The sequence below is a fragment of the Alcanivorax profundi genome (assembly GCF_003597125.1).
In the GTDB taxonomy this organism is placed as follows: domain Bacteria; phylum Pseudomonadota; class Gammaproteobacteria; order Pseudomonadales; family Alcanivoracaceae; genus Alcanivorax; species Alcanivorax profundi.
Window position 1 is genome coordinate 32,081 of the sequence record NZ_QYYA01000007.1, and the last position, 15,638, is coordinate 47,718.

A 15,638-nucleotide genomic window follows, 5' to 3' on the forward strand; every position below is an offset into this window, starting at 1 on the left:
GGGGCTGGCACCCCTTTCCGCCTTACAGAGCATTTAGGCGTAATGCCGCACTTCGCCGTCACCGTCCACATTGGTGACACAGCGACCACACAGCGCTTCATGGCCCGCATGACTGCCCACATCAGGCTGGTGATGCCAGCACCGCACGCACTTGGTGTGGGCCGACGCAACCACTTTCACTTTCAGCCCGGGCACACTGTCATCCAACCCGGCCGGAGCCTGAGACAACGGCTTGAGAGTCGCCGCAGAGGTGATTGTCACGAAACGCAACTCGTCACCCAGCTTTTCCAGCAACGCCTGCTTGTCGGCATCCACGAACAGGGTCACTTCCGCACTGAGCCCGCCCTTGATCACCTTGTCGCGGCGTGCCCCTTCAATGGCCTTGTTAACGCCCTGCTTCACGTCTTGCACCTGCTGCCAGAACTCACGCCCCATGGCGTTGCCCTCAAGGGCAAACAGGCCGTCATACCATTCGGCCAGGAACACGGAATCGAGCCGCTCTCCGGGCAGGTTTTCGTAAATTTCCTCAGCGGTGAAGCTGAGGATCGGCGCCATCCATCGCACCAGAGCCTGGGCAATATGGTACAGGGCCGTCTGGCAAGAGCGCCGCGCCACAGAATCCGCCTGGGTGGTGTACTGGCGATCCTTGATGATATCCAGATAAAAGCCACCCAGATCCAATGCACAGAAGTGATGCAGGCGCTGGTAGATCTGGTGGAAGTGATAACCGTCGTACAGCCCCTTGATCTCGTCCTGCAACTGCAGGGCACGATCCACAATGTAGCGATCCAGTGCCAGCATCTGCTCCGGTTGCAATGCATCCACCGCGGGATCAAAACCACTCAAATTGGAGAGCAGGAAGCGGCTGGTATTGCGGATACGGCGATAGCTGTCACCCATCTGCTTGAGAATGTCCTTGGACACCGACATCTCGCCACGGTAGTCGGTGGCCGCCACCCAAAGACGCAGGATGTCGGCGCCCAGATCGTTCCACACTTCCTGCGGAGCGATCACATTGCCGATGGACTTGGACATCTTGCGGCCCTGCTCATCCACGGTGAAGCCATGGGTCAGCACCGTCTCGTAGGGCGCCGCATCGCGGATAGCCAAGCTGGTCAGCAAGGAGGACTGGAACCAGCCACGGTGCTGGTCAGAGCCCTCCAGGTACAGATCCGCCGGGGCTCGCAGCTGTTCACGCTGATCCAGCACACAGTAGTGGGTCACGCCGGAATCGAACCACACGTCCAGGGTATCGGTGACCTTGCTGTACTGGTCCGCCTCGTCGCCGAGCAGCTCGGCCGGATCCAGATCGAACCAGGCATCAATGCCCTCTTTTTCGACACGCTGCGCCACCTGCTCGATCAACGCCGGGGTATCGGGGTGCAGCTCGGAGGTTTCCTTGTTCACGAACAGCGCAATGGGCACGCCCCAGGTACGCTGCCGGGAGATACACCAATCCGGGCGGTCGCTGAGCATGCCGTCGATGCGAGCCTTGCCCCACTCGGGCAGCCACTGAACTTTTTCCACTTCCTGCTGGGCACGCTGGAGCAGGCCATTCTTGTCCATGGACACGAACCACTGCGCGGTGGCGCGGAAAATCAGCGGGGTCTTGTGGCGCCAGCAGTGCGGGTAGCTGTGTTCCAGCTTGGCGAACTTCACCAGCGCACCGCTTTCTTTCAGGGCCTCAATCACCGGCTCGTTAGCCTTGCTCACGTGCAGGCCACCGACCACCTCAAGGTCGTCACGGAACTTGCCGTTATCCAGTACCGGGCTGACTGGATCCAGGTCGTATTTCTGTCCGACCACAAAGTCATCGGCACCGTGGCCCGGGGCCGTGTGCACCAGGCCGGTACCGGCATCGGTGGTAACATGCTCGCCGAGAATCACCGGCACCTGATACGCCAGGAACGGATGCTGCAGGGACAAGCCTTCCAGCTTGGCGCCCACGACAGACGCGGAGCGGGACACATTCTCCAGCCCCCATTTTTCCACCAGATCATCCGCCAGCGCCTCGGCCACCAGCCATTCACCGGCCTCACCATCCTGCGTGGCGGTCAGCAGCACATACTCCAGCTCCGGGTGTACCGCCACCGCGCGGTTGGCCGGCAAGGTCCAGGGCGTGGTGGTCCAGATCACCAGGCGTGGCGCCTTCGCCTCGATGGCGCTGCGCGCGGTGAAATCCGCACCGTCCACCACCGGGAATGCCACATCAATGGCAAAAGACACCTTGTCGTAATATTCCACTTCCGCTTCGGCCAGGGCAGAGCCGCAATCCAGGCACCAGTGCACCGGTTTGAAGCCCTGCTGCAGATGACCGTTGTCCACGATCTTGCCGAGGCCACGGATGATATTGGCCTCGAAGCCGTAATCCATGGTCAGGTAGGGATTGTCCCAATCACCGAACACACCCAGGCGCTTGAAGTCGGCCTTCTGACCTTCCACCTGCTTGCTGGCGTATTCACGGCACTTTTGCCGGAAGGTGCGGGCGTCGACCTTGTGGCCAGCCTTGCCGACTTTCTTTTCCACCATCAATTCGATGGGCAGGCCATGGCAATCCCAGCCGGGCACATAGGGGGCATCAAAACCCGCCAGGGTGCGCGACTTGACGATCATGTCCTTGAGGATCTTGTTTACCGCATGGCCAATATGAATATTGCCATTGGCGTAGGGAGGACCATCATGAAGAATAAACTTGGGACGACCGGCAAAAGCCTCGCGAATCTTCTGATAGAGCGCTTTCTCCTGCCACTCTTTCAGCCGCGCGGGCTCACGCTGGGACAAACCGGCCTTCATGGGGAAGTCGGTATGGGGAAGGTTAAGCGTTGCCTTGTAGTCCGTCATATTCCCGTCTTTTCAAAGTAGTCTCGGACCGCTTCCACATCCTGCCAGATAGCAGTCTTGAGCTGGTCCAGGTCCGCAAATTTTTCTTCCGCCCGCACATAATGGCGGAACGCTACCGTCAGGTGCTTGCCGTACAGGCCGTCCTTGCCAAAACCGGCACCGTCGCCCTCTTCACAAAAATCCAGCAGGTGCACTTCCAGGCGGTTCTCGGTCCCATTCACGGTGGGCCGGGTGCCCATATTGGCGGCCCCCGGCTGATCCGTCAGGCCCGCACCACTTACGCTGACAGCGAACACACCCTTCAGGGGAGACTGCAATCGTTTCAGGGCCAGGTTCACCGTGGGCAAATTCAGGGTGCGACCGATCTTGTCACCGTGACGCACCCGACCGCTGATCGCGAAGGGCCGGCCCAGTAACTGCGCGGCCAGATCAAACGCCCCGGCACTCAGGGCCGCCCGGATCCGGGTGCTGGACACCCGCTCACCGTCCACTTCACAGGTGGCCGTGTCCGTCACCGAAAAACCGAAACGCTCGCCAGCCTGCCGTAAATAGGCGAAATCGCCATCACGGCCGCAACCGAAACGGAAGTCATCGCCCACCACCAGATAGTCCACACCCAGGCCATCGACCAACAGGCCTTTGACAAAGGCCTCGGCGGTAAGCGCCCGGAAGCGCGCATTGAAACGCACACACAACACCTGATCTACCCCGGCCTCTCGCAAGGCGATCAACTTGTCGCGCAGCGACATCAACCGGGGCGGCGCCTGATCCGGCGCAAAAAATTCCTGGGGCTGAGGCTCGAACAGCATCACCGTGGACTTCAACCCACGGCGACGGGCTTCCGTGATCACCTGATCCAGAATGCGCTGATGGCCCAGATGCACCCCATCAAAATTGCCGATGGTGGCCACACAGCCACGATGCGTCTCGCGCAGATTGTGAATGCCGCGAATCAGTCGCATCACACCCTCGTCTCGAAAGACGCCAGATTATACAGGAACGCTGCCGGGCTGCACGACGGTTGTAGGTCCTGGCTAGCGGCGCAAATGTCGCACCCTCAGCCCCAACACCAGCAAACAAAGACCATAGGTCCCCAGGCCCGCCACCACGATCAGGCTCAACCAACCAACTCGCAGCATTGCGCCGGCCTCGGTCCATACCTGGGTTTGCTGCGCCAGCCACCCGGTTCCTGCTGCCATGGCGCCCCCGGCCACCAGCATGCGCAGCCCGTGCCCCGTCCAACCTGGCAAAGGCTGGTAGACGCCGCTGCGGCGCAGCCCGATATATAGCAGCCCGGCATTCAGCCAGGCAGAAAGCGCCATGGCCGTGGCCAGGCCCACATGACGGAATTCCCACACCAGCACAGCACCAAACACCATATTCGCCAGCATGGACACCACCCCGATTTTCACCGGAGTCTTGGTGTCCTGGCGCGCGTAATACCCCGGCGCCAGCACCTTGATCAGCATGGCCGCCAGCAATCCGAAGCTGTAAGCGCGCAGGGATTCAGCCGTTTTCGCCACATCGAGCGCGGAAAACTCACCATACTGGAACAAGGTGGACAGCAAGGGCTCTGCCAGCACCGCCAATGCCAGCGCCGCCGGAAGACCAATCAATAGCACCAGGCGAATCGCCCAATCCAGCATGCGGGAAAACGCCTGCGGATCTGCCTGGGCATGTTGCCGGGACAGACTCGGCAGAATCACCGTCCCGATGGCGACCGCAAAAATACCCAGTGGCAGCTCAATCAAGCGATCGGTGTAATACAGCCAGGTCACCGACCCGGTCTCCAACAGGGAGGCCAGCACCGTATTGACCAACGAATTCAGCTGGTAGACCGACGCACCGAACAACGCCGGCGCCATCAACCCCATGATCTTGCGCACTCCCGGGTCCTGCCACCCCATACGCGGCACCGGCATGAGATTCAGACGCGCGAGAAAGGGCAACTGAAACAGCAGCTGGGCCGCACCGGCGATCAACACCCCCCACGCCAGCGCCACCGCCATCCGGTCCTCGGCAAAGTGCGGCGCCAGAAACAAGGCACACGCAATCAAGCTCAGATTGAGCAGCACCGGGGTAAACGCCGGCACTGCAAACCGGTTCCAACTGTTAAGGATGCCGCCCGCGAAAGCCGTCAGGGCGATAAAAAAGAGATAAGGAAAGGTCAGACGCAGCATTTCCACTGCCAGCGCCCGCTTGTGCGGCTCATCACCAAACCCGGGCGCGAACACCCAGATGATCAGGGGCGCGCCCAGCACCCCCAGCAACGTCACCAGCATCAGGGTGCCACCCAGTGTCCCGGCAACCCGGTCCACCAGCAGTTTGGTTGCCGCCATGCTGCCCTTGTTCCGGTATTCACTAAGCACCGGCACAAAGGCCTGGTTAAACGCCCCTTCAGCAAACAACCGACGCAGGAGATTGGGGATTTTAAGGGCAACAAAAAAGGCATCCGCCCCGGCGGACGCCCCCAGCATGCGGGCAATCACCACGTCACGGATCAACCCCAACACCCGCGAAAGCATGGTCATGCTCGACACCACCAGGGTGGAGGCCAGCAAGCCGGCTTTTTTGGGCGGGGTCTGCGTGCTGTCTGTCATGGGGTCTCCAATACCCGGGCGCCACCCGGGCAGCCCACAACGCCCCTCAACCGGGCGGAACCGGGCAAGGTTAGCGAAAGGCCACACGAACCGCTACCAGTGATCATTTCAGCGCCCTTTTCCCATTGACAATGCCCCTCATGATCGGCATAGTTGCGCGTCTTTAGACCGTGGCACGCCTGTTTTTTGATCACAACCTGATCGCAACAACGTGTGCCGGCCGCCCTGCGGCCTGTGTCATAAACCCAATTTCGACCTCAGAATTCAAGATAGGAGCAGGACCTTGGCTAATTCACCGCAAGCACGCAAGCGTGCGCGTCAGGCGGAAAAGCGCCGTCAGCACAACGCAGCGATGCGCTCCATGGTGCGCACATACCTGAAAAAGGTGAACGCGGCTATTGCGTCCGGCGACCAAGGTGCCGCCCAGGAAGCTTACACCCAAGCGGTATCCGTGCTGGACAAAGCCACCCGCAAGGGCAAGTTTCACCCCAACAAGGCCGCTCGCCACAAGAGCCGCCTGAACACCAAGATCAAGGCCATGGCTGCCTGATCGAACGTGTTCCGTTGGACATAAAAAAAACCGGCCTCGCGCCGGTTTTTTTATGGTCGCATAGTCAGACCGCATCAAACACCACCATATTGTCCCGGTGGATCAATTCTTCTTCGTTCATGTAACCCAGCACATCCGCGATCTCCGCACTCTTCTTGCGACAGATCCGACGCGCATCTGCCGCATCGTAATTCACCAGACCGCAGGCAATCCGCTCACCCTGCTCGGTCTCGCAGGCCACCATCTCGCCACGGGAGAACTGGCCAAACACATCCACCACTCCCACCGGCAGCAAACTTGAGCCCCCCTCACGAACACGCCTGACCGCACCCGCATCCAGCACCACCCGACCACGCATCTGCAGATGCCCGGCCAGCCACTGCTTGCGGGCATTCATCGGGGAGGTGTCCGGCAACAAGGTGGTGCCGGGGCCCCGCCCCTCTGCCAACTCAACCAACACCTCCGGGCTGCGACCCGAGGCAATCGTGGTAAACGCCCCGGAACGGGCCGCCAGTTTGGCAGCACGGACTTTCGTCGCCATGCCACCACGCCCCAGCAGACCACCGCCACCCGCCACTCGCTCAATGGCCGGGTCCGACGCCTGCGCCTCCCGAATCAGACCCGCATCGGGGTTGCTACGCGGATCAGCATCGAACAGACCCTCCTGGTCAGTCAAGATCATCAGACGATCCGCCTCCACCAGGTTCGCCACCAGGGCAGCCAGCGTGTCGTTGTCACCGAAACGGATTTCGTCGGTCACCACGGTGTCGTTTTCATTCACCACCGGCACCACACCAAACCCCAGCAGGGTTAGCAGCGTGGAACGGCCATTCAGGTAGCGTTTGCGATCAGAAAGATCATCGTGGGTCAGCAGCACCTGGGCGGTGTGCAGATTATGCCGCTGAAAACAGGACTCCCAGGCTTGCACCAGCCCCATCTGCCCGACAGCAGCGGCCGCCTGCAGCTCGTGCACGGAATCCGGGCGCCTCGCCCAGCCAAGACGGGTCATCCCCTCGGCCACTGCGCCAGAGGAAACGATCACCACCTCAATACCGCGCTGACGCAGCATTACCATGCGGTCCACCCAGGATTGCATCAGCGCCACATCGAGCCCTTTGCCATCATTGGTCAACAGGGCACTGCCGATCTTGATAACCCAACGTTGGCGATCTGCCACCTTCGCTCCTTACAAGTTCCGTAGGGCGGAAATTGGCGCCAGCCAATCTCCGCCAGCCAAGCGGTAACGGCAGAGATGGGCACTGCCCATTTCCGCCCTACATTACGGCTCGTAGATGATTTCCACGTCGTGATCGTCATCATCGTCGTCATCCCGGTCATTGTCCCGGGCGCGCCGCGCTTCCGCCTTGAGCTCCTGCACCTTTTCACGAGCCTCTTCTTCCAGGCGATGACGAAGATCCTGCTGAGCCGCAGCATACTCAGGATCTTCCTGCTCCAGGCGACGACGATCTTCAATGGCATTCATCAGGGCATAAACCAGCTCTTCGCAACCGACGCCTGCCGCCGCAGAAATGCCGTAAACCGGCCCCTGCCAGCCCAGCTCCTCCACAATGGCATCGATTTTGGCTTGAGCTTCGTCATCCGCCAGCAAATCAATCTTGTTAAACACCAGCCAGCGTTCCTGCTCCGCCAGCGCCGGCGAGAACTGATCCAGCTCATCCGCGATGGCATCAATATGGTCTGCCGGATCACCACCATCCATGGGCGCAATATCCACCACATGCAGCAACAAACGGGTTCGCGCCAGATGCTTGAGGAAACGAATCCCCAACCCGGCCCCTTCTGCCGCCCCTTCGATCAGCCCTGGAATGTCTGCCACCACAAAGCTGCGATGACGGTCCGCCTTGACGACACCCAGATTCGGCACCAGCGTGGTAAAGGGATAGTCCGCCACCTTGGGCTTGGCGGCAGAAATGGACCGAATCAGAGTGCTCTTGCCCGCGTTGGGCATCCCCAGCAAGCCGACATCCGCCAATACCTTGAGCTCCAGGCGTAAACGACGGGATTCGCCCGGCTTGCCCTTGGTGGTCTTGCGGGGAGCCTGATTGGTACTGCTCTTGAAATGGATGTTGCCCAGACCGCCACGCCCTGCGCTGGCGATCATCACCGGCTTTTGCGGGTCGGTCAGGTCGGCCAGCACTTCATCGGTATCCACATCGATCACGGTGGTGCCGACCGGCACCAACAGCGTCACGTCATCCGCGGATTTTCCGGTCATCTGCCGCCCCTTGCCGGGCTCACCATTTCGCGCCTTGAAAATGCGTTCGTAACGGTAATCCACCAGGGTATTGAGATTGCTGTCGGCCTGAAAATACACGCTGCCGCCAGCACCGCCATCACCGCCATCCGGGCCGCCAAACTCCACATACTTTTCGCGTCGGAAACTCAGGCAGCCATCACCGCCCTTTCCGGCATGGACTTCAATAGTGGCTTCGTCGACAAATTGCATGGGAACAGACTCTCTTTCAGAACGGTGCCATTCTACGGCAATGCATTCATTTTGGGGACAGATACGGCCAGGCAAAGCCCCGGCCGCAAATACAAAAAAACCCCGCGGGCGAAGCCTCGCGGGGTTTTTTCTGATCCGTAAGGATCAGGCCACAGGCTCGATCACCACATACTGGCGACTCAGCGGGCCTTTAACCTCGAACTTTACACGACCTGTTTCAGTGGCAAAGATGGTGTGGTCTTTACCCATGCCGGCATTCACACCAGCGTGAAACTTGGTGCCACGCTGACGAACAATAATTTCGCCTGCATTTACCAGCTGGCCGCCGAAACGCTTAACGCCAAGGCGCTTACTCTGCGAATCGCGACCGTTACGAGTACTACCACCGGCTTTTTTATGCGCCATGATCTAAATCCTCTTGAATGTGTGTCTAAGGATCAGCCCTGGATCCCGGTGATTTTCACCGCAGTGTACCACTGACGGTGACCCTGCTGCTTGCGGTGGTGCTTGCGACGACGGAACTTGATGATCTTCACTTTCTTGTGACGACCCTGCTCCAGCACCTCGGCAGTAACCTTGGCACCATCCACAACTGGCTGACCGACTTTTACGTCGTCGCCGTTAGCAACCAGCAGCACCTGGTCGAAATCCACGGATTCGCCAGTTGCCACTTCAATTTTCTCGATGCGAACAACATCGCCTTCTTCAACGCGATACTGCTTGCCACCGGTTTTGATTACTGCGTACATCGTTTGTGCTCCAGCACGACTCCACTCAGGCGGGCAACAACACCCTGTTCGGGCGATCACCACTTGCGGGCCAGGCAGAGGGTTAAATCGGGCCGCGAAGTTTACGGCAAACCGCCCCCTCATGCAACGGCCAAACCCCGTTAACTGACGCCCCGCCCCCTGATCTTTCCTTTGGTCACGCCAGCTTGACACCCAACAGTGACAATAAGGCGGAATTCATTGACTGGCGGCCCCTCGCTGTTAGCATTGCCCGCTGTTGCGCCACCATCACTCGCCTGGACTCAAGTACATGGATTTCAAGGCTATTTATGCCGCGGTCGAACAGGATTTTGCCGCTGTAGACACCTTTATCACTCACCATCTGGACTCCGGCGTCCCCCTGATCCGCGAAGTCGGCGACTATATTGTCCAGTCTGGCGGCAAGCGCTTGCGTCCGCTGGTTGCCATCCTCTGCGCCCGCGCCGGCGGCTACCGCGGTGACCGGCATGTGGACGTGGCAGCCATCATCGAGTTCCTGCATACCGCCACCCTGCTCCACGACGATGTGGTCGATGAGTCCAACCTGCGCCGAGGCCGCCCCACCGTCAACGCCGTTTGGGGCAACGCCGCCAGTGTGCTGGTGGGTGACTTCCTGATCTCACGCGCCCTGCAACTGATGGTCGCCCTGCGCCATCCTCGTCTGCTGGACATCTTCTCCCTGAGCACCAACACCATCTCTGAAGGTGAAGTCCTGCAGCTGATCAACGTGCGCGACCCCAACACCACCGAACAGAACTACATGCGCGTCATTCACCACAAGACCGCAAAGATGTTCGAATCTGCAGCCGAAACCGGCGCTGTGCTGGCCGCCGACGACAACACTGACTTTACCGAAGCATTTGCCACCTATGGCCGCCATCTCGGTATTGCCTTCCAGTTGATTGACGACGTGCTGGACTATCAGGGGGATGCCAGCGAGCTGGGTAAAAATGTGGGGGACGATCTGGCCGAGGGTAAGCCTACCTTGCCGCTGATCTATACCATTGCCAACGGCTCCGATAGCCAGGCCGACCTGATCAAGGATGCCATTCGCAGCGGCGGACTCGATCACCTGGAGGAGATTGTGGAAACTGTTCGGGCCAGTGGCGGTCTGCAATATACAGTGGACAAGGCCGCAGAACATACTCGCCTTGCCCTGGACGCCATTGCCGAGGTGCCGGCCTCCCCTTACAAGGAGTCGCTCACCACTCTGGCCCAGGAATCCCTGAACCGCACTTTCTGAATCACCGGCCCCGACAAGGAGACACCATGCTTAGAGCCGTCTTGCTTCTTACCCTCAGTGCCGCCTTTGCCGGCTGCGCCTTGAGCCCGCAGTCCATTGATGTGCAACCTGTGGCGGACGTGGAAGCCGCCAACATCGGCCAGAACAAGCCGGTACTGGTGTATGCCGTGGATTCCCGTGATCAACTCGCCTTCGGCACCCGCGGTGGCGTCTACAAAGAAACCTCGCTGGTGCAGCCGGCCAATGACGTTAAAACCGCCGTGGAAGAAGCCGTTCGAAAAGGACTGCAAACCCAGGGTTTCAACGCCTTTAACCCCGGCGAAGACGCGACGCGGCTGGAAGTTCGCCTTGAGCAGCTGGACTACGTACCGGAAGAAGGCTCCGTGGTGAACAGCGTCACCCTGACCCTGACGCTTGAGGGCGTCGCCAGCCGTGGCGAGATCACCCATACCGGCACTTACCGCAGCAGCGTCAAGCATGACCTGCCTCTTACACCCTCAGCAAAACGCAACGGCGAAATGGTAAACGCCATTCTCAGCGGCGCAATTACCCGCATGCTGAACGATCCTGAAATGCAGGCCTTCCTCGTCGGGAACGACACCCCCTGATGACCCACCGCGTGGTAATCCACTACTGCAGCCAGTGTAACTGGCTGCTGCGTAGTGCCTGGTATGCTCAGGAACTGCTAGGTACCTTCGCGGAGGAACTGAGCGAAGTCACACTTCAGCCCGGCACCGGAGGCGCATTCTGGATAGACGCAGATGAGCAGCGCATCTGGGAGCGCAAAAGAGATGCGGGCTTCCCCGATATCAGCGAGCTCAAGCGGCGGGTCAGGGATGTAGTCTGCCCAGACCGCTCGCTGGGCCACCACGACCGTTAGCCCTGGCTAGCCACGATTCAACCAGCGAATACCCGAGCTTGCGCTTGCCCCGTGAAGCATCACACTCAGCCATACCGTCACCACCACCAGCTGACTGACAAGCTCAACCCCTTCGCCCTGCCCGTGCTGCTCCAGAAAAACCAGCCCCAACACAATAGACGCCAGCCCCCTGGGGCCAAACCAACCCATGAACAAGCGCTGCCGCATAGTTAACGCCGTGCCGGCCAATGCCAGCAACACCGGCCCTATGCGAATCAGGGTCAGGCTCAACAAGCCATAGGCCACATACCGCCACTCCAGGCTCTGGAGGGCAGTTAACGCGATCAGCCCAAACAGGAAAAATACGGAATGGCTGAGCCATTCACCCAGCAGCCCGTAAAAGCGGTCCTCCCGGCTGGCCGGACGAAAACGCCACTGCAACGCCAGACCGGCGACAAACGCCGCAATAAACATGCTGGCTTCAACCATTTCCGACACCAACAGCGCCATGATCGGCAGCGACAGGATCGCCATTTGTTCACCATCTTCCGCCAGCCAGCCAAGGCGCGAAAAACTCGCCAGCAGCAACCCTCCAACACCCCCGACCAGAAGACCAATGACTGCGCCATAGCCCAATTGCTCGATGATGTACTCGAGCAACATTCCACTGGCCTCAAAGCCCTGCATTCCCGTCAGGGCAATAAAGAACAACAGGAAAGGAACACTTAAGCCATCGTTTAGGCCCGCCTCTACATTGAGAGACTCGCGCACTCTTTCCGGCACCGCAGGACTGTTCACGATCACCTGCCCGAGGCCCGCATCCGTGGGGGCCAGGATGGCGCCAACAATCGCTGCATACCAAAGCCCCAGCGAAGGAAACAACCACCAGGCAAACACCCCGCCGAGCACGATGGTGAGCAGCATTCCGGTCGTCAACAATCGCACCGACAGCATTCCATCACGGCGAAGCTCTCGTAAATTGGTATGACTGGCATCCGTGAATAACAACAGCACCAACGTCAGCTCAGCCACAGTTAGAAACGCCTGCCCCCCCGATTCCATTACCAACCCCGGGGTTAGAAGAAACGCGACAAGCATGCCCGCCAGGGTGAACAACATTGGGGCGGTCAGGTAACCACCCTCAAGGCGTCTCGACACCAAGCCGTAGACGAACACCAACGCCACAAAAATTCCGATCAGCAACATTCCACAGCCCCTTCCCTGCTAGTCATTTTCCGGTCGAACACATACCTCAGGGCATTCGTCCCCGTCGGCCAGCGTCACCGTCAAGACCATGGGCCGACAGCAAACCTGACAATCCTCAACATACTCCTGCTCGGGAATAGAGGTATCGACCAGAGTCTCAATATGCTCCCAGCAACACGGACACTGTACCCGCACCGAAACCAAACCTGGCATCACACCCCCACATCCAACCCGGCCAGCCAATCAGGACACTGGCCGTCAGGCCAGGGGACTGGTGCCCCCTGCCCCCAGACCGGCCCCGGCCAACAGGGATCCCCCTCAAAACGGGCGATAATATGAATGTGGAGCTGCGGAACCATGTTGCCCAACGCGCCGACATTGATCTTGTCGGCACCAGTGACACGCTCCAACTCCGTCGCCAACCCATTCACCTGTTGGAGCAGGGAAACCTGTTCCTCTGCTGGTAGATGGTGCCATTCACGCAGACCGTCACGCTTGGGCACCACAATCAACCAGGCAAAACGCTGATCATTCATCCAGCGCAGCCAGCACAGCTCGGTCTCCCCCAGAGCACGGGTATCCGCCGCCAGGCGGGGGTGAAGCGTTGCCATTGAAAACTCCAGAAAGTGGCCAGATGCCCTGTACACGTCACGCAGGGCACAACTCGAGGTTACTGACGATAATCGGATGGACTACGCTGGGTCCAGCGGCGAAAGGCACGGGCAAAGTTGGAGGCATCCGAATAGCCAAGAGACATGGCTATCTCGTCCACAGTGCGATCAGATTGGGTGAGAAACTCTACCGCCAACCCTTTGCGCAGACCGTCGAGAATTTCCTGATAACTGGTCCCAAGCTGCTGCAACTTGCGCTTGAGGGTTCGCGATGACATGTGCAACTCACTGGCCACTTCTTCCACGCCGGGAAACCGCCCCCCACCCGCCAGAATAATACGACGCACCTGCCCCAGCAGTGCCGGCGGCGCCTTGATCGAGGCCATTTCCTGCTCGCACTGATCCGCCGCCATGCGTGCCAAACGGGGATCTGCAAACTGCAGGGTGTAGTCCAATCTTTCCACCGGAAACCGCATCTGGTTATAGGCACAATCAAAATAAACCGGCACCGGCATCAACGGCCGCATCCGCTCGAAATAGTCCGGCTCGGGATAGGAAAAGCGCAGCTCGCCAATAACCTCCATACCCGGCAATAGCTTCTGCCCCATGAAATGAAAACTGGAGAACAGGCTCTCCATCGTCATGGGGGCGAGGCCTCCCAGCGCCAACAGCTCATTAACTTGCAGAACCGCCATATCACCATCCTGGAAGGTTTCCAGCTGGACCATGGTGCTGCGGGTACGAAAGTACTTCACGGCCAACTCGAGAGCTTCGCCCAGGGTCGCACTGCTCATGGCCGCGTAACCCAGAAATCCATGGGAAGACAGGGTCATTGAGGCTCCCAGCTCCCAACCCAGCCAGGGCTCTTGTGTGAAATTGATGGCCCGCAACGCCACCCGCTCAAAATCCTGGGCAGTAATGCGCGCCTTGGGATCACGCCAACACCCCGCCTCGATAGCCGTCCCGGCCAATACCTGCTCGGTATCCACCCCACGGCGCGCCAGTACGTCCAGCATCAGCGACAGATACTCAGCGGAAACGGAATACTCCGCCGGGTCCATTTTCAGAATTGTCATGATTATTACTCTGCTACGGCCGTCCATGGCCCCAAATGACCGAAAAACAAACCATATCCTGACCAATCGGCGCTGACAAGTGACCGAGGGATACTTGTCAGCCTGCTCTGCAGCCAACGTCATTGCGATTTAACCAAGCGCTTGCTAGGTTGTCGCCATATTTGTACAACTGGAGAGCCACATGACCCTTTCCCTGAAAGGCAAAACCCTGTTTATCACCGGTGCGAGCCGCGGCATCGGCAAGGCGATCGCATTGAAGGCTGCTGCAGACGGCGCCAACGTTGCCCTGTTTGCCAAAACCACCGAGCCCCACCCCAAACTGCCCGGCACCATTTACACCGCAGCCGAAGAAGTTCGCGATGCCGGCGGCACCCCACTGGTGTGCGTGGGTGATATTCGTCATGAAGAGCAGCTCAAGGCCGCGATTGACCAAACGGTGAAGGCCTTTGGCGGCATCGACATTCTGGTCAACAATGCCAGCGCCATTGCCCTCACCGGTACGGAGGCCACCAGCATGAAGTCCTACGATCTGATGCACCAGATCAACAGCCGTGGCACATTCATGGCCAGCAAGCTGTGCCTGCCTCACCTCCAGCAGTCCGATAACCCGCATATCCTGAATCTGGCGCCACCACTCAACATGGCACCGCACTGGTTCGGCCGGCATGTGGCTTACACCATGGCTAAATACGGGATGAGTTTGTGCGTACTCGGTATGGCAGACGAATTCAAAGGCAAGGTGGCAGTCAACGCGCTATGGCCGAAGACCGTCATCAACACCGCTGCCGTGCAAAACCAGCTTGGCGGCGTCCCAGCCGTTCAAGCCGCCCGCCAGCCTTCCATCATGGCCGATGCCGCTTACGCCATCCTGACACGGCCTGTCGCCGAAGCCTCCGGCCGCTTCTTTATTGATGAAGAGATCCTGCGTGACAGCGGCGTGAGTGATTTCAGCCTTTATCGAGTGGACCCGAGCCTGGAAGACGACCAACTACTCCCCGATTTCTTCCTGGATTAAGTGGCAGCCCCGCCCCGCGGGGTTACCAAAATTGTCACTTGCTGCCGAGACTCGCCGCCAAAATGTGATCATTCGCACGGCAACACTTTTAACCCCATGAAATATAACAATAAAATTTATTTCACAAGTCTGGCACAGTTCTCGCTTTTATCCCTGCAGGCAAACACAGGGACTCTGTGCCATGAGCAAGATTCTGAAATTGAACACACTGCGACCAGAGCAGGCACTGGATAATCTGAATCGGGTAACCGGGCTGGATTTTGATAGCTGGCCGGAATCGCTGGTTAACCACGCAGAGACACAGAACGCACAGGACAGTGCATCGGCTGACAATGGGACAACCCAAAAGGTCGCCCCGACAATTGCCTGCCTGCCGGAACAGACCCGCCGGCAGGGATAGCAA

Annotated in this window: 17 protein-coding genes; 6 read left to right on the forward strand and 11 right to left on the reverse strand. The window is 59.2% G+C overall.

Going from position 1 to position 15,638, the window contains the following annotated elements; translation table 11 throughout:
* Positions 1 to 33: 33 nt before the first annotated feature.
* The 3 genes from ileS to murJ all read right to left on the reverse strand — a co-directional run bounded on the left by ileS (position 34) and on the right by murJ (position 5,441).
* The gene (ileS, locus tag D4A39_RS15995) at positions 34 to 2,841 is read right to left on the reverse strand and encodes an isoleucine--tRNA ligase (RefSeq protein WP_119918543.1); all 2,808 of its coding nucleotides are present in this window, start codon (positions 2,839 to 2,841) and stop codon (positions 34 to 36) included.
* A complete protein-coding gene (gene ribF, locus D4A39_RS16000; RefSeq protein ID WP_119918544.1) occupies positions 2,838 to 3,803 on the reverse strand; it encodes a bifunctional riboflavin kinase/FAD synthetase in 966 nt (321 codons plus the stop codon). The genes ileS and ribF overlap by 4 nt, the downstream gene beginning before the upstream one ends.
* A 72-nt stretch (positions 3,804 to 3,875) precedes the next feature.
* Positions 3,876 to 5,441: a murein biosynthesis integral membrane protein MurJ gene (gene murJ / locus D4A39_RS16005; RefSeq protein ID WP_119918545.1), complete on the reverse strand. Its 1,566-nt coding sequence runs from the start codon at positions 5,439 to 5,441 to the stop codon at positions 3,876 to 3,878.
* A gap of 283 nt (positions 5,442 to 5,724) precedes the next feature.
* Between murJ and rpsT the strand changes: the two genes are divergently transcribed.
* Positions 5,725 to 5,991 (forward strand): 30S ribosomal protein S20, encoded by a 267-nt coding sequence (gene rpsT, locus D4A39_RS16010; RefSeq protein ID WP_022986431.1) that lies wholly within the window; start codon positions 5,725 to 5,727, stop codon positions 5,989 to 5,991.
* Between the two features lie 64 nt (positions 5,992 to 6,055).
* Here the strand turns inward: rpsT and proB are convergent, their stop codons facing one another.
* The 4 genes from proB to rplU all read right to left on the reverse strand — a co-directional run bounded on the left by proB (position 6,056) and on the right by rplU (position 9,207).
* Positions 6,056 to 7,168, reverse strand: coding sequence for a glutamate 5-kinase (gene proB / locus D4A39_RS16015; protein ID WP_022986432.1), 1,113 nt, complete (start codon positions 7,166 to 7,168; stop codon positions 6,056 to 6,058).
* Between the two features lie 102 nt (positions 7,169 to 7,270).
* Positions 7,271 to 8,458 carry an Obg family GTPase CgtA gene (gene cgtA, locus D4A39_RS16020; protein WP_022986433.1) on the reverse strand — a complete coding sequence of 396 codons (1,188 nt, stop codon included), beginning with the start codon at positions 8,456 to 8,458 and terminating at the stop codon, positions 7,271 to 7,273.
* Positions 8,459 to 8,602: 144 nt separating this feature from the next.
* Complete coding sequence (gene rpmA, locus D4A39_RS16025) at positions 8,603 to 8,863, reverse strand: 50S ribosomal protein L27 (RefSeq protein ID WP_022986434.1); 261 nt, start codon at positions 8,861 to 8,863, stop codon at positions 8,603 to 8,605.
* Positions 8,864 to 8,895: 32 nt separating this feature from the next.
* The gene (gene rplU / locus D4A39_RS16030) at positions 8,896 to 9,207 is read right to left on the reverse strand and encodes a 50S ribosomal protein L21 (RefSeq protein ID WP_022986435.1); all 312 of its coding nucleotides are present in this window, start codon (positions 9,205 to 9,207) and stop codon (positions 8,896 to 8,898) included.
* A 289-nt stretch (positions 9,208 to 9,496) separates the two neighbouring features.
* On the opposite strand from rplU, the gene D4A39_RS16035 reads away from it, so the two are divergent.
* The 3 genes from D4A39_RS16035 to D4A39_RS16045 are packed head-to-tail and all read left to right on the forward strand — an operon-like array spanning position 9,497 to position 11,348.
* Positions 9,497 to 10,468, forward strand: coding sequence for a polyprenyl synthetase family protein (locus D4A39_RS16035; protein WP_119918546.1), 972 nt, complete (start codon positions 9,497 to 9,499; stop codon positions 10,466 to 10,468).
* 26 nt (positions 10,469 to 10,494) lie between these two features.
* Complete coding sequence (locus D4A39_RS16040) at positions 10,495 to 11,076, forward strand: YajG family lipoprotein (RefSeq protein ID WP_022986437.1); 582 nt, start codon at positions 10,495 to 10,497, stop codon at positions 11,074 to 11,076.
* On the forward strand, positions 11,076 to 11,348 hold the full coding sequence (locus D4A39_RS16045) for an Rdx family protein (RefSeq protein WP_119918547.1): 273 nt from the start codon (positions 11,076 to 11,078) through the stop codon (positions 11,346 to 11,348). Before D4A39_RS16040 ends, D4A39_RS16045 begins: the two co-directional genes overlap by 1 nt.
* A gap of 6 nt (positions 11,349 to 11,354) precedes the next feature.
* Here D4A39_RS16045 and D4A39_RS16050 read toward each other — a convergent pair whose 3' ends face one another.
* From D4A39_RS16050 to D4A39_RS16065, 4 genes are read right to left on the reverse strand one after another with little or no spacing between them, the layout of a single operon-like run.
* Positions 11,355 to 12,533, reverse strand: a complete 1,179-nt coding sequence (locus D4A39_RS16050) for a cation:proton antiporter (RefSeq protein ID WP_022986439.1) — start codon at positions 12,531 to 12,533, stop codon at positions 11,355 to 11,357.
* 18 nt (positions 12,534 to 12,551) lie between these two features.
* Entirely contained in the window at positions 12,552 to 12,746 is a 195-nt protein-coding gene (locus D4A39_RS16055) for a CPXCG motif-containing cysteine-rich protein (RefSeq protein ID WP_081703694.1), read from the reverse strand.
* Positions 12,746 to 13,144 (reverse strand): HIT domain-containing protein, encoded by a 399-nt coding sequence (locus D4A39_RS16060; RefSeq protein ID WP_022986440.1) that lies wholly within the window; start codon positions 13,142 to 13,144, stop codon positions 12,746 to 12,748. Before D4A39_RS16060 ends, D4A39_RS16055 begins: the two co-directional genes overlap by 1 nt.
* Before the next feature lie 59 nt (positions 13,145 to 13,203).
* Entirely contained in the window at positions 13,204 to 14,220 is a 1,017-nt protein-coding gene (locus D4A39_RS16065; protein ID WP_022986441.1) for an AraC family transcriptional regulator, read from the reverse strand.
* A gap of 181 nt (positions 14,221 to 14,401) precedes the next feature.
* On the opposite strand from D4A39_RS16065, the gene D4A39_RS16070 reads away from it, so the two are divergent.
* Positions 14,402 to 15,235, forward strand: a complete 834-nt coding sequence (locus D4A39_RS16070) for an SDR family oxidoreductase (RefSeq protein WP_022986442.1) — start codon at positions 14,402 to 14,404, stop codon at positions 15,233 to 15,235.
* A 181-nt stretch (positions 15,236 to 15,416) separates the two neighbouring features.
* Positions 15,417 to 15,635 (forward strand): hypothetical protein, encoded by a 219-nt coding sequence (locus tag D4A39_RS16075; RefSeq protein ID WP_119918548.1) that lies wholly within the window; start codon positions 15,417 to 15,419, stop codon positions 15,633 to 15,635.
* Positions 15,636 to 15,638: the final 3 nt, after the last annotated feature.

Excerpts from the sequence above, each read along its gene's own strand:
- D4A39_RS16050 (WP_022986439.1), bottom strand. The coding sequence starts at position 12,533 with ATGTTGCTGATCGGAATTTTTGTGGCGTTGGTGTTCGTCTACGGCTTG.
- D4A39_RS16060 (WP_022986440.1), bottom strand. The coding sequence starts at position 13,144 with ATGGCAACGCTTCACCCCCGCCTGGCGGCGGATACCCGTGCTCTGGGG.
- D4A39_RS16040 (WP_022986437.1), top strand. The coding sequence starts at position 10,495 with ATGCTTAGAGCCGTCTTGCTTCTTACCCTCAGTGCCGCCTTTGCCGGC.
- D4A39_RS16070 (WP_022986442.1), top strand. The coding sequence starts at position 14,402 with ATGACCCTTTCCCTGAAAGGCAAAACCCTGTTTATCACCGGTGCGAGC.
- ileS (WP_119918543.1), bottom strand. The coding sequence starts at position 2,841 with ATGACGGACTACAAGGCAACGCTTAACCTTCCCCATACCGACTTCCCC.
- D4A39_RS16045 (WP_119918547.1), top strand. The coding sequence starts at position 11,076 with ATGACCCACCGCGTGGTAATCCACTACTGCAGCCAGTGTAACTGGCTG.
- D4A39_RS16075 (WP_119918548.1), top strand. The coding sequence starts at position 15,417 with ATGAGCAAGATTCTGAAATTGAACACACTGCGACCAGAGCAGGCACTG.
- rplU (WP_022986435.1), bottom strand. The coding sequence starts at position 9,207 with ATGTACGCAGTAATCAAAACCGGTGGCAAGCAGTATCGCGTTGAAGAA.
- cgtA (WP_022986433.1), bottom strand. The coding sequence starts at position 8,458 with ATGCAATTTGTCGACGAAGCCACTATTGAAGTCCATGCCGGAAAGGGC.
- D4A39_RS16065 (WP_022986441.1), bottom strand. The coding sequence starts at position 14,220 with ATGACAATTCTGAAAATGGACCCGGCGGAGTATTCCGTTTCCGCTGAG.
- rpmA (WP_022986434.1), bottom strand. The coding sequence starts at position 8,863 with ATGGCGCATAAAAAAGCCGGTGGTAGTACTCGTAACGGTCGCGATTCG.
- D4A39_RS16035 (WP_119918546.1), top strand. The coding sequence starts at position 9,497 with ATGGATTTCAAGGCTATTTATGCCGCGGTCGAACAGGATTTTGCCGCT.
- murJ (WP_119918545.1), bottom strand. The coding sequence starts at position 5,441 with ATGACAGACAGCACGCAGACCCCGCCCAAAAAAGCCGGCTTGCTGGCC.
- ribF (WP_119918544.1), bottom strand. The coding sequence starts at position 3,803 with ATGCGACTGATTCGCGGCATTCACAATCTGCGCGAGACGCATCGTGGC.
- D4A39_RS16055 (WP_081703694.1), bottom strand. The coding sequence starts at position 12,746 with ATGCCAGGTTTGGTTTCGGTGCGGGTACAGTGTCCGTGTTGCTGGGAG.